We start from the raw sequence: 12097 nt of genomic DNA on the forward strand, positions 1-12097 counted from the left end.
CGCCGCACGCCTGCCACCGGGGAGGAGGCGGCCGGGGGCGGCTCACTCCGGCGCGCTGGTGATGTAGGTGACGCGCGCGGAGAAGAGCGCGGTGGAGGCGCCGAGCCAGTCGGAGCATCCGAGCGACAGGTAGTACGAGTAAACAGAGTTGGTGATGAGCACGCTCGAATCGGCGAAGATGATCTGAATGTTCGCGCTGTTCACGGAGGACGGCGTGGCGACGAGGCCGCTGGAGCCGAACTGGCCGTGCGTGCGCCGGTAGAGCAGGCCGGTGAAGGACGAGGCGCCGTTCTCGTAGACGAAGAACTCGATGCGGGTGATGCGGCATCCGTCGGGCAGGTTGATGGGGGCGACGAGCGCGGCGCTGCCGATGCCGGCGTCAAGGAAGGTGCCGCTGGGGCCGACCTCGCGCGTGGGCGAGACGTTGGGGAGGGAGGCGTTGAACGCCGCCCCGGGCACCGAGAGCACGCGGGTCTGCGTGGCGCTGTACGCGAAGGCGTTGGCGCGGACGGTGCCGCCGACATCGAGCTTGGCGGTCGCGGAAGGCAGCCCGATGGCGACGTCGCCGTTGTTCTGCACGCGGATGCGGTCGCCGCCGTTGTCGACGACCCAGGTCTGGGTGGCGCCTTCGAAGTAGGTGCGGCAGAGGCGCAGGCCGTCGCCCGTGCTGTAGCCGTAGAACGGCAGGGCGTTCGCGCCGGCGATGTTGACGTACATGCCGCCGAAGGTGAAGTCCGGGGCGGCGGCGGTGAAGCCGAAGTACTCCGACGAGTTGAGGCGCGCGGAGCGCCCGAGGAACAGGCGCTGGCGCGACAGATCAACGTGCAGGTTCGTGCCGCCCGACGGGACGAGCCACTCCGTAAGCGCGCGGAGGGCGTACGGCGCGGGCGACACCGGCTGGCGGGGCGCGAGCGTGGTGAAGACGCCAGACCCGGCGGGGCGGACGGCGATCTCGGCCCATCGGGCCGGGCCGGTGAACACGCCCGCCCCGGGATCGACCTCGAGGGTGAACGTGCCGTCGGGCGCGGGCGTGACCGTCGCCAGCGTTTCGACGCCGACCTGATCGGGGCCGGCCGGGCTGGCGAAGATGCGCACGCGGAGTTCGTGCGGCCCGGTCGCCGGCTGGCCGGCGTTTTCCAGGCGGCCCTGGTACGCGAACGGCTGCGCGAGCGCCGCGACGGGACCGACGACAACCGCCGCGCACGCGGCCAACAACCGGTGGTTCAACATGGCACCCTCCTGCGACCGGGCTTCCACCGTACGGAGTTTCACCGGGTTGTCAAGCCGGACCGGCGAGAGGCCCGGGAGGTGGGAGCGACCAGCGCGGTCGCGTCCGATAGCGGCGTGCGCCCGCGCAGGCCGCCCACGGGCACGCGATAACGCCGGGCGACGGTGGGCAGGACCCGGCGCGCATCGAACACTCGAGGTATGCGGCTGAGCGCCTCCCAGGCGATCATCGTGTTCGGCATCGTCGCGGCGATGCCCCCGAGCACGGTGCGCGCGGGGGTCGTGTACCTGAACGACGCGTACGCCACGTCGTTCGGTGCGCGCGTCGCGGGCTTCAAGTACCGGGTGTCGAACACCAACTTCGATGTGTCGCTGGACAACGGCGGCGGCACGAGCGTCCTGGGCGCATACCTGACCGGGGCCATCGGCAACACGTCGCAGTTGTCGGGCGTCACGTACGAACTGGTGGTCGCGCACGAGGTCGGCGAGGGATTCACGTTCTCGATGACGCCGGCGGGCGCGGCCTCGCCCGCACGCGTGCTGTTCTGGGGCCCGGGGCAACCGCCCGCGGGAGCCACGAGCGCGGTCACGCTGGGCGGCGTGCACACCGGGGGTGCGTTCAACACACTGCTGATCGAGGCCCGGGCCACGCTGAACGGGTCCACGATGGCCTTCTCGCAGTTGTCGTTCACGAGCCCGACGCTGACGATCGCCGGGGGCGGCTTCGAGACGGGGTCGGTCACGCCGGCGACGCGCGGGCCGTCGGATACGGTGGACGGGATGTGGACGCAGCGCATATCGGCGGATGCGGATCTGTCGGCGCACGACTGGACCTTCAGCGCTCGCGTGACGGCGACCCGAAACCCGGGAGGCGGCGGCGACGAGGCGCTGCGGTTCACCGTCGGCGCGGGCACGGGCACGGTGGTGCCGTCGGCCGGTGGCGAAACAATGCTGGCGACGGCGGGGCTGCTGCTGGCGATGTGGCGGCGTCGCGGCGCGCCGACGAACGGGGCAAGAACGCGGAACGCCGAGCCGTGAGCGGGCGAGGAAGTGCGGGGGTGAGCAAGGGCGCGGGGTCGGCGGTGCCGCGCATGAGCTCCGCGCCGCGAGTTCAGGGGCACGGGGTGTGCGTACGTTGAAGCCGCCTGCCCGCGCGGGGCGCGAGGTACACTCGCCCTCGTGAACATCGACCGGATGCGCAGGTCGCGGGCGGGCGGACGCCGGATTCCCGGCGTCATGGCGCTTGCGAAGTTGGTTGCGATCAGCGCCTTCGTCGCGCTTGTCGCGCTCGGCGAAGCAGGCGCCCTCGTCGGGTGTGCCGCGCCGTCGCGCAAGGGTGATGCCTCGCTGCGCGTCGGCCCGGTGAGCCGCGCATACCTGGAGAGCGAGGTGCGCCTGCGCCCGGTGGTGATCGGCGGGCTGCGGGCGCCCGACGACGCGCTGCGTGCCGCCGCGTCGCGCCTGGGCAAGCACGTCGGGCGCGAGGTGGTGGTCGAGGACGCGTGCGAGGTGGAACTGGAGCCGGGCGAGTACGACGTGGTGCAGCGGGTGATCGAGCGGTGCGAGGCCGTCCGCGCGATGACGCCGACCACGGTGCTCGTTGTGCCCGCGAGCGGCGCGTGGGTGACGGGCTATGCGACAAGCCGCGGCGAGGGCGAGCCGGGGCGCGGCCGGCGCGCCGTGGTCGTGGTGATGCCCGAGGGGATCGCGCGGCGCTCGGGGTTCTTCGTGCGCCCGAGCAAGCTGTGGGAATGGACGCTCGTGCACGAGATGGGGCACGTGCTGGGCGTGCCGGCGAGTTCGTCGCACGCGTGGGACGTCGAGGGGCTCGGGGTGCACTGCACGAACCCGGGGTGCGTGATGTACACCGGGTTCGACTGGCGCGTGCTGTGGACGGGGATCGTCCGCGGCTGGCCGCTGGAGTTTTGTGAGGACTGCGCGCGAGAACTGCGAGAGGCGGGGGAAGCGGGTGGGGCGGAGCGGGTGAACCGCGAGCGCAATCTCGGGGTGGGGTGAGGGCAGCGGCGCAGCAGGGTGATGCGGCCTGGGCGGAATCTGGACACAATGACGCCCGGACGCGTTGGCATCCGGGCGTCGTGGTACTAGATGGTCTCACGAGACCGTGGTTGTGCCCACGAACGAGTTACTTCTTGGGAGGATTGTTGTCACGCCCCGGACCGGACGGGTTGGTGGTCGTGCTCGGCTTGCCGCCGGGTCCCTTGCCGCCGCCACCACCGCCGCCGCCACCACCGCCTTTGTTGCCGCCGCCCTGATTCCCGCCGCTTCCAGTACTCGACATGTCGGAAACTCCCGCGGCCCGGCGGCGAGGCACACCCCCGAGAGTGCCGGACCATGCCTTCGGATGCGCGGGAGGCATCGGTGTTCCGACAATACCATGTCACCAACTCCCTGTCCGGAAGGCACTTGCGAAGTACGGCGTGAGGTTGGAGGCCGCACGGAGCGACCGAACACACGGTTCCATACCGCTGCGTTTACGAACGAACAACGTGCATGCGACGCCCGTGGCGCGGTGTGGAGCCGTGCCAACCCGCGCGGGCGAGACGTGCGGATGCAGAGGGAACCCCTTCGGTTCCCTCTGCAACTCCCTCCGGCGAAGGCGGGGTCGGGGGTGCGGCGGGGGAGAGTGTGGAGAGACGGAGCGGGAGGGAGGCGTTGACTGCCCAAGAGGAGGCGGGGTCGGTGGTGCGGGGTGTACGGACGGGGGTGCCACCTGCCGCCTGCTCGTTCGGTCGTTGGTGCCACCCGCCCCGGAGCCGAGTTGCGGGCGGAGGAGATCGCTGATTTGGGGGCGAGAGGCGGGGGAATAGGGTGTACGGAGGTTTGGGCCACGGGATGCTCCGACATCGGCGGACCGATGTCGGTGGCACGGGCTTGATCAATGTTGGTGCCACCTGCCGTACGTACGTTGGTGCCACCTGCCTTACACTGGTGCGGCATGCGCTACCAGTTGCGGAGAAAAGAATGGACTTGTCGAAACTCAAACTCGACCTTGGCTCAAAGAAGCGTGAAACTGATCCGATCCGCATATTCGGCGGGCTCACGCAGCGCGGACAGGTAGAGACGCTCTACGGCCCCCAGCAGGAGGCGCTGAACGTCTGGCACCAGAAACACCGAGCCAAGTCCGATGTCCTGTTCTCCATGAACACGGGCGGCGGCAAGACCCTCGTGGGCCTCCTCGCCGCGCAATCGCTGGTGAACGAGACAAAGGGCAAGGTGTTGTACGTTTGCCCCACCAATCAACTCGTGCAGCAGACGGCGGCGCAGGCTGAAGACTGCGGAATCACCGTGGCGACATACGGGTCCCAGACTTGGACCAACAGAGATAGATATGACTCTGCCGAGTGCTGCTGCGTCACCAACTACCACGCCGCTTTCCGCGGTGGGAGCCCATTCCTTGAAGACACGATCCGTGCCGTCCTCTTCGATGATGCCCACGTAGCGCCCGCGACGATCCGCTCGTGTTTTACCATTGAAGTAAACCGCAATCACGGAGCGTGGGGTCCGCTCATGGGCATCTTCCGCGCCCACTTCGACCATTCCCCGTTTTCCACGCGGTTCTCCCGCTTCACCGGAGGCGACCAATACGAAAGCGGAGTGTTGTTCGTGCCAGCGTGGTTTGTCTGGGAGCATCGCGCAGCGATCCAGAAGGCGCTCGCCGAGAATGGAGTGGACGCACAAGATGCCGGAACGCGCTTCGCCTACCGGCATCTGCGAGACCACTTGACCTCGTGCGCGTTCTTCCTCTCCCAGCGTGGAATCGAGATCACACCGCCCGTCATCCCCACGCATTCGCTCTCCTACTTCGGGCAGAACGTCCGGCGGTTGTACCTGACGGCCACGCTCCCATCCCGATACGAGTGCATCCGAACTTTCGGCGTGGATCGCGCGGATATCGTTTCCCCAACAGGCAAGATCGGCGCTGCTCAGCGATTGTTCGCGTTCCCGCAAGGTGACTTGGATGAGAACGCCTACGACCAAACAGAGACGATGATTGAGCCGCACAAAGCCTGCATCATCGTCCCGTCAAAGCGTGCAGCGGAGCGGTGGGAGGGCATCGGGACCGTCTACGACAGCAAGTCAGGCCACGCCGGTATCAAAGAGTTCGCAGACGCAACAGATACTCGCAAGATGATCCTCGCGGGCATCTTCGACGGCATCGACCTCCCCGGTAAGGCGTGCAAGGTGCTGGTTCTGGACGGCATCCCGCGCGGGGCCTGCCTACACGATCGGTTCGTAGAGGACCAGTTGGACTCGAAAAAGTTCCGGCTCTCGCAGACGGCGGGTCGGTTGACGCAGGCGATCGGGCGGATATTCCGCAGCAACACCGACCACGGCGTGGTCGTGCTGGCAGACAAAGCGTTGCAGAGTTGGCTGCGCCAACCAGAGCACATGGCGTACCTCCCTGAGTTGCTTCAGCAGCAGTTGTTGCTGGGCGCGGCGATTCGCAAGTCGCTCGAAGAGAGTGGCGAGAAGGAGGAGGCGTATCCCGACCTTATGCTGAAGGTCATCCAAGGTGAGAAGGATTGGGACGACTTCTACAACGCCAAACTCGCCGAGATCGCTACGGAGAAGCGACCGAAGGAGCCTGCATGGGGCGACGGCGCGGCGAGGAAGGAGTACGACGCTTGGACTCATATGTGGGAGGGCCGCCACCGCGCGGCCGCTGACGCCCTGAACGGACTCGGCAACGAACTGACCGACAAGGATCGCGGCTTGGCGGCGTGGCACCTCCACTGGTGCGGTGTTGCTCATCTTCAGGAGGGAGACACAGCCACAGCAGCGCTCGCCTTCCAGCAGGCCGCGAACCTGAAGGCGATGCTGGGCCGTCCCGCGACGGCCGGACCCGCGGTTGGTGCGGCAAGTGTCCCACCCGCGGTATCACCGCAGGCGAAGCGTTCTGTCGTGGCGGCGAAGGGCGCACTCGAAACGGCAGCGAAGTCGGTCCTGGACCGCTTGCGGGGTGACGGAGGCAAGAACGCGGAGGAGCACGAACAAGCCCTCTGCGACTTGGGCTCGCTGCTCGGGCTCGAATCCAGCAGGCCGGAGAAGAAGGCGGACAAGAAGGGGCCGGATGTGGCTTGGCTCTGTCCAGAATCGAAGGATGCGCTGGGGCTGGAGGCGAAGACCCAGAAGACGAAGCCCGTGGTTTACAAGAAGACACGCGATATCGGCCAAGCCCTCGATAGCCGCGAGTGGTTGAAGCAGAACCACCCTCACCTGAAGGATCACATATGGATGGTGGGCGACCTCGGAGACGTGGTGATGCAAGCGAACCCACCTCCCGACCTACGGGTGGTACCGCTGGAGTCGATGATGGACTTGGCGCAGCGGCTCATCAACGTGGGACGGCGGATCGTCGTGCGCCCCGCAGGGTCGTCTTTGGAGTCCGCAACCCAAGAGGCGTTCACCTACTACGGGTTGCTCTGGCCGCAAGTCGCGGAGTCGTTGGAGTACCGCTTCGCTATCGACCTCCAAGACAACGCGGTATCGGACGATGAATGATCGCGTGCTTTGGCTTTGTAGCCGTGGTGTAGCCGTGACGCGGGCGTCCGATTCGAGCCTCCGAAGCCACCAATAAAAAAGCCTCTGGGATGCTCCCAGAGGCGATTTCAAGTGCCCCCCGAAGGACTCGAACCTTCGACCCGCTGATGAAGAGTCAGCAGTCACTTTCGCGACTGCTGACTGAGGATTCAATTAATAGTCGTCGCCGTGGTCGTGGTCGTGGCCACCGGCGGGCTTCTTCTTGTCCTTGATCTCGACGATGGCCGCCTCGGTGGTGAGGAGCAGGCCGGCGACGGACGCGGCGTTCTGGAGGGCGACGCGTTCGACCTTGGTGGGCACGATGACGCCCATCTTGACGAGGTCGCCGTACTCGTGGGTGAGGGCGTTGTAGCCGAAGTTGGTTTCGGCGGATTCCTCGACCTTGGAGGCGATGACGGAGCCGTCGAGGCCGCAGTTGGCGGCGATCTGCTTGACGGGGGCCGAGAGGGCGCGGAAGACGATATCGACGCCCGCGCGCTCGTCGCCGTCGAGCTTCTTGCGGATCTTGTCGAGAACCTTGCGGGCGCGGATGACGGAGACGCCCCCGCCGGGGAGGATGCCCTCTTCGACGGCCGCGCGGCAGGCGTGCAGCGCGTCTTCGACGCGGGCCTTCTTCTCCTTCATCTCGACCTCGGTGGCGGCCCCGACGTTGATCTGGGCGACGCCCCCGGCGAGCTTGGCGAGGCGCTCTTCGAGCTTCTCGCGGTCGTAGTCGGAGGTGGTGTTCTCGATCTGGGCGCGGATCATGTCGACGCGGCCCTTGATGTCGTCGGAGTCGCCCGCGCCCTCGACGATCGTGGTGTTGTCCTTGTCGATGGAGACCTTCTTGGCGCGCCCGAGGTCGGCGAGCTCGATCTTGTCGAGCGAGAGGCCCAGTTCTTCCATGATGGCCTTGCCGCCGGTGAGGGTGGCGATGTCGCCGAGCATCTCCTTGCGCCGGTCGCCGAAGCCGGGGGCCTTGACGGCGCAGACCTTGAGCACGCCCCGGATCTTGTTCACCACGAGGGTGGCGAGGGCCTCGCCCTCGACGTCCTCGGCGATGATGAGGAGCGAGGCGCCCTGGTCGGCGATCTTGCCGAGGACGGGGAGCATGTCCTTGGCGGAGGAGATCTTCTTCTCGTAGATGAGGATGTAGGGGTTGGTGAGTTCGCACTCCATGGAGGCGGGGTTGGTGACGAAGTGGGGCGAGAGGTAGCCCTTGTCGAACTGCATGCCCTCGACGAGTTCGACCTCGGTGTCGAGCGACTTGCCTTCCTCGACGGTGATGACGCCGTCCTTGCCGACCTTGTCCATGGCGTCGGCGATGATCTTGCCGATCTGCTCGTCCTGGTTGGCGGAGCAGGTGCCGACCTGGGCGATCTCCTTGGAGGAGTCGACCTTCTTGGAGAGACGGTGGAGCTCGTCGACGACGGCGGCGACGGCGGCGTCGATGCCGCGCTTCACGATGTTGGGGTTCGCGCCCGAGGTGATGACCTTGAGGCCCTCGGCGTAGATGGCCTCGGCGTAGATGGTGGCGGTGGTGGTGCCGTCGCCGGCGTCCTTGGAGGCCTTGGAGGCGACTTCCTTCACCATCTGGGCGCCGAGGTTTTCGTACTGGTCCTCGAGCTCGATCTCCTTGGCGACGGTGACGCCGTCTTTGGTGACGGTGGGTCCGCCGAAGGATTTCTCGAGGACGACGACGCGGCCGGAGGGCCCGAGGGTGACCTTGACGGCGTGGGCGAGCTTCTGGACGCCGCGGAGGATTCGTTCGCGGGCGTCGGTGTTGTACGCGATGGACTTGGCGGGCATGGGGGTCTCCAAATGGTCAAATGGTCAAATGGTCAAATGGTCAAATGGGCAAATGGGCAAATGGGCAAATGGGCAAATGGGCACTTAGGAAGAACGAAATCAGGTGCGGGCGGAGAGATCGCGGCGGGTGTCCGCGTGCGCGAGGCCGATGCGGACCCAGGCGACGCGTTCTGCGTCGATGATGTAGACGCTCTGGCCGTCGGTGACCTTCACAAGGTGGTCGGGCTCGTCGGGGATGAGCATGGCGGTGTGGACGTGGAGTAGCGACTCGTGCGAGGGCATGGACGTGAACGCGAAGACGCAGTCGCGTTCGCCGTTGAGTTCGCGGAGTGCTGTGCGGAGTTGGTCCGGGGTCATGGGTGGGGGAAGGCATCGGGCGCTGGGCATCGGGCACGAGGGGACAGAACGAAGGACTGACGCCGGTGGCTCACGCCTCATCCCGAGTGCCCTGCACTCAGTCGATGACCGCGAGGATGTCTTCCTCGGACATGATGAGGAGTTCGTCGCCGTCGAGCTTGACCTCGGTGCCGGCGTAGGACGAGAAGATGACCTTGTCGCCCTTCTTGACGGTGAGCGGGATGCGTTCGCCGGTGTCGGTGTTGATGGAGCCGGTGCCGACGGCCTCGATGACGCCGGTCTTGGGGCGGTCCTTGGACGATTCCGGCAGGAAGATGCCCGATTCGGTCTTGGACTGGGCCTCGTCCCGACGCACGAGGATCTTGTCGCCCAGCGGGCGGATGCCCGTCGCTTTCGCCGCCTTCGCCATAACAACCTCCGATATCACACTGCGTTGCGAAACCTGAACAGACGCCCGGCGCACGCGCGTCGGGCGGAAGAGAGACGATCAGACCGGCCACTTGCCGCGGTAATGACGCTCGAGGCAGCGGCGGAGCACTTCGAGCATGACGTTGAGGTCCTGGGCCTCGCGGGGGCGGTCGACGACGGCGAAGGCGCCCATGCGGAGAGCCGCGGCGATGTCGCGGGCTTCGTCGCGCAGCGTGCGCCGGCGCTTGATGACGACGACCGGGGGCGGCGAGGCGAGACGGACGAGGATCTCCAGCAGACGCGGGCCGCCTTCCTGGAGTTCCGGGTCGCTGTCGGCGCCGGTGTCGAGCGGGAGCGCCAGGTCGACGACGGCGACGTGGATCGGCGTGGACTGGATGATGCGGGTGGCCTCGGCGCCGGTGGTCGCCTGGTGCGAGCGGACGCCCATCGGCTCGAGCAGGCGGGGGAGACGCTCGACCCAGGGGTCGCTCTGCCACCCGCCGCTGGAGAGCAGGAGGTTGAGACGGCAGCCGGCGTGCCCGCCCGTCGCGGGGTTCTGCGGCTCGTCGGGTTGGCGGGGCGAGGGCATCACGTGTGGAGGGGACAGGCAAGCGGCGTGCCGGGCCGGGCGGGCGTCACGCGGACGTGCGATGACGCGGACGTGACATCAGCCCGGGTGCGGCGTGGCGCGCGGCCGACGAAGCGTTCCGGTGAGTGCCGAAATGGCAGAGCGGGCGGCGCGGGGGTCGGGCGACAGTTGACACATCGTACCGAATAAACACCGCACCACAAGGTGCTGACGGTGGTACACTGCCGACATGGACGGGATGCACTGGGCGTTGCTGGCGGCGGCGGTGGCGGGCGCAGCGTTGGCCGCGTGGCTGCTGGCGCAGCGGGCATCGGGGGCGGGGCGCTTGGCGGCGGCGGAGGAGGCGGCACGCCGGCTGGAGGAGGATGTTCGCCGGCGCGACGAACTGCTGGCGGCGCGGGAGGTGGAGTTGCGGGGGATCGCGGAGAAGCACGCGCGGGCGTCGGAGGCGGCCGCGTCGCTGGAGGCATCGCTGAAGGCCGCGAACGCGGCCCGGGCGGACGAGGCGGCTCGGGCCGAGGCGGCGAAGGCGGCGGCGGTTCGAGCGGCGGAGGAGCGCGCCAAGGCGGAGCGAGATGGTGATCGCGATGCGCACCGGGCGCGGGTGGAGTCGCTGGAACGTGCGAACAAGGTGATCGAAGACCGGCTGAAGCAGTACGACACCCAGGTGCGCGAGGCGTTCGGGGCGATCGCGAGCAAGGCGTTGCAAACCTCGCGCGAGGAGTTTCTGGCGCTCGCGAAGCAGCAGTTCGAGAAGCACGCCGGCGAAGCCGGCGCGGACCTGGCGATGCGGCAGGCCGCGATCGACGAGATGCTGCGCCCGATGCGCGAAGCGCTGGCAAAGACCGAGACGCGGCTGGGTGAGATCGAGCAGGGGGGCGCCAAGACGGCGGGCGAACTGGTGACGCGGATCACGCAGTTGCAGGAGTCGGAGCGACTGCTGCGGGAGGAGACGGGGAACCTGGTGAAGGCGTTGCGCCAGCCGCAGGTGCGGGGGCGGTACGGGGAACTGCAACTGCGCCGCGTGGCGGAGATCGCGGGCATGCGGGCGTACTGCGACTTCGAGGAGCAGTCGTCGACGCGAGACGGCGAGGGGACGCTCAACCGGCCGGACATGATCGTCCGCTTGCCGAACGGGCGGCATGTGGTGGTGGATGCCAAGACGAACATCCAGCCGTACCTGGACGCGCTGGAGGCCAAGGACCCCGCGCGGGTGGAGGCGTGCCTCGACGCGTACGCGAACGGAGTTGCCAAGACCGCGGCGGCGCTGGGGAGCAAGTCGTATTGGAAGGGGTACGACGGGGCGCCGGAGTTCGTGGTGATGTTTGTGCCGGGCGAGCAGTTGATCGATGCGGCGCTGGCGCGCCGCCCGGACCTGCTGGAGGCGGCGGCGCGGCAGAACGTGCTGCTGGCGGGGCCGGGGTCGCTGATCGCGCTGCTGCGCGCGGTGCACCTGGGGTTCCGCGAGCAGAAGATCAGCGAGGAAGCACGGGCGATCCGCGACCTGGTGACGGAGTTGCACCAGCGGCTGGCGATCGCGCTGGAGAAGGCGGCGGGGGTGCAGCGGAGCCTGGCGGGCGCGGTGAAGTCGTGGAACGAGTTCGCCGGTTCGGTGGACGGTCGGCTGATCCCGCAGGTGAAAAAGATCGAGAGCGCGGGGGTGAAGTCGTCGCGCGAGGTAGAGGCGGTGGGGGAGATCGAGGCGACGACGAGGTCGATCGCGCTGCTGCCGGTGCGAGGCGAGGACGGCGTGTCGGTGGACGCGGCCCGGGTCGAGTAGCGATTTGCCCCGAACGCCCCGGCGGTGTGTTGCAGGATGAACAACGCTTCGCGGCGCGGTATGCTGACGCGGGGAGGTGCCCATGGCGTCGGTGAAATCGTTCAACTCGTCCGCGGAGGCGAAGGCCTACTTCGACAAGCAATCGCAGAAGATCAGCGCGGCGGTCGCCAAGATCGACGCGGCGATCATCGAGGCGGACAAGTTGAAGGCGAAGGTGCTCGCGAAGGTGCCCGACGGGTACACGGCGGCGAGCGTGAAGGAGTTTGAACGCAAGCGCGAGATGGCGAAGGGGGCCTTCAAGTCGCTGGACATCTACCTGGCGGGGGCGAAGGCGCGGGCGAAAGAGGCGATGGTTGCCTTGAAGATATAGGCAGCAGAGGAGACGG

General features: G+C 67.6%; 11 protein-coding genes. 5 read left to right on the forward strand and 6 right to left on the reverse strand.

What is annotated here, in order from left to right:
* Nucleotides 1–42: 42 nt before the first annotated feature.
* Nucleotides 43–1230 (reverse strand): hypothetical protein, encoded by a 1188-nt coding sequence (locus SFY69_05345; protein ID MDX2131455.1) that lies wholly within the window; start codon nucleotides 1228–1230, stop codon nucleotides 43–45.
* Nucleotides 1231–1428: 198 nt separating this feature from the next.
* Between SFY69_05345 and SFY69_05350 the strand changes: the two genes are divergently transcribed.
* On the forward strand, nucleotides 1429–2265 hold the full coding sequence (locus SFY69_05350; GenBank protein ID MDX2131456.1) for a hypothetical protein: 837 nt from the start codon (nucleotides 1429–1431) through the stop codon (nucleotides 2263–2265).
* A 141-nt stretch (nucleotides 2266–2406) separates the two neighbouring features.
* Nucleotides 2407–3243 carry a hypothetical protein gene (locus tag SFY69_05355; protein ID MDX2131457.1) on the forward strand — a complete coding sequence of 279 codons (837 nt, stop codon included), beginning with the start codon at nucleotides 2407–2409 and terminating at the stop codon, nucleotides 3241–3243.
* Between the two features lie 127 nt (nucleotides 3244–3370).
* Here SFY69_05355 and SFY69_05360 read toward each other — a convergent pair whose 3' ends face one another.
* Entirely contained in the window at nucleotides 3371–3526 is a 156-nt protein-coding gene (locus SFY69_05360; GenBank protein MDX2131458.1) for a hypothetical protein, read from the reverse strand.
* Between the two features lie 683 nt (nucleotides 3527–4209).
* Between SFY69_05360 and SFY69_05365 the strand changes: the two genes are divergently transcribed.
* Nucleotides 4210–6750, forward strand: a complete 2541-nt coding sequence (locus tag SFY69_05365) for a DEAD/DEAH box helicase family protein (GenBank protein MDX2131459.1) — start codon at nucleotides 4210–4212, stop codon at nucleotides 6748–6750.
* A gap of 192 nt (nucleotides 6751–6942) precedes the next feature.
* On the opposite strand, the gene groL is transcribed toward SFY69_05365, so the two are convergent.
* From groL to SFY69_05385, 4 genes are all read right to left on the reverse strand, one after another.
* Nucleotides 6943–8577 carry a chaperonin GroEL gene (groL, locus tag SFY69_05370; protein MDX2131460.1) on the reverse strand — a complete coding sequence of 545 codons (1635 nt, stop codon included), beginning with the start codon at nucleotides 8575–8577 and terminating at the stop codon, nucleotides 6943–6945.
* Between the two features lie 99 nt (nucleotides 8578–8676).
* Entirely contained in the window at nucleotides 8677–8964 is a 288-nt protein-coding gene (locus SFY69_05375) for a hypothetical protein (GenBank protein MDX2131461.1), read from the reverse strand.
* Between the two features lie 67 nt (nucleotides 8965–9031).
* Nucleotides 9032–9343: a co-chaperone GroES gene (locus SFY69_05380; GenBank protein MDX2131462.1), complete on the reverse strand. Its 312-nt coding sequence runs from the start codon at nucleotides 9341–9343 to the stop codon at nucleotides 9032–9034.
* A 78-nt stretch (nucleotides 9344–9421) separates the two neighbouring features.
* Nucleotides 9422–9934 carry a response regulator gene (locus SFY69_05385; GenBank protein ID MDX2131463.1) on the reverse strand — a complete coding sequence of 171 codons (513 nt, stop codon included), beginning with the start codon at nucleotides 9932–9934 and terminating at the stop codon, nucleotides 9422–9424.
* A 226-nt stretch (nucleotides 9935–10160) separates the two neighbouring features.
* On the opposite strand from SFY69_05385, the gene SFY69_05390 reads away from it, so the two are divergent.
* Both SFY69_05390 and SFY69_05395 read left to right on the forward strand, forming a co-directional pair.
* Nucleotides 10161–11711, forward strand: a complete 1551-nt coding sequence (locus SFY69_05390) for a DNA recombination protein RmuC (GenBank protein ID MDX2131464.1) — start codon at nucleotides 10161–10163, stop codon at nucleotides 11709–11711.
* Between the two features lie 82 nt (nucleotides 11712–11793).
* Complete coding sequence (locus SFY69_05395) at nucleotides 11794–12081, forward strand: hypothetical protein (GenBank protein ID MDX2131465.1); 288 nt, start codon at nucleotides 11794–11796, stop codon at nucleotides 12079–12081.
* Nucleotides 12082–12097: the final 16 nt, after the last annotated feature.

It is taken from the genome of Planctomycetota bacterium (genome assembly GCA_033763975.1).
Classification (GTDB): domain Bacteria; phylum Planctomycetota; class Phycisphaerae; order Phycisphaerales; family UBA1924; genus RI-211.

Excerpts from the sequence above, each read along its gene's own strand:
- SFY69_05345 (MDX2131455.1), bottom strand. The coding sequence starts at position 1,230 with ATGTTGAACCACCGGTTGTTGGCCGCGTGCGCGGCGGTTGTCGTCGGT.
- SFY69_05350 (MDX2131456.1), top strand. The coding sequence starts at position 1,429 with ATGCGGCTGAGCGCCTCCCAGGCGATCATCGTGTTCGGCATCGTCGCG.
- SFY69_05360 (MDX2131458.1), bottom strand. The coding sequence starts at position 3,526 with ATGTCGAGTACTGGAAGCGGCGGGAATCAGGGCGGCGGCAACAAAGGC.
- SFY69_05365 (MDX2131459.1), top strand. The coding sequence starts at position 4,210 with ATGGACTTGTCGAAACTCAAACTCGACCTTGGCTCAAAGAAGCGTGAA.
- groL (MDX2131460.1), bottom strand. The coding sequence starts at position 8,577 with ATGCCCGCCAAGTCCATCGCGTACAACACCGACGCCCGCGAACGAATC.
- SFY69_05375 (MDX2131461.1), bottom strand. The coding sequence starts at position 8,964 with ATGCCCAGCGCCCGATGCCTTCCCCCACCCATGACCCCGGACCAACTC.
- SFY69_05380 (MDX2131462.1), bottom strand. The coding sequence starts at position 9,343 with ATGGCGAAGGCGGCGAAAGCGACGGGCATCCGCCCGCTGGGCGACAAG.
- SFY69_05390 (MDX2131464.1), top strand. The coding sequence starts at position 10,161 with ATGGACGGGATGCACTGGGCGTTGCTGGCGGCGGCGGTGGCGGGCGCA.
- SFY69_05395 (MDX2131465.1), top strand. The coding sequence starts at position 11,794 with ATGGCGTCGGTGAAATCGTTCAACTCGTCCGCGGAGGCGAAGGCCTAC.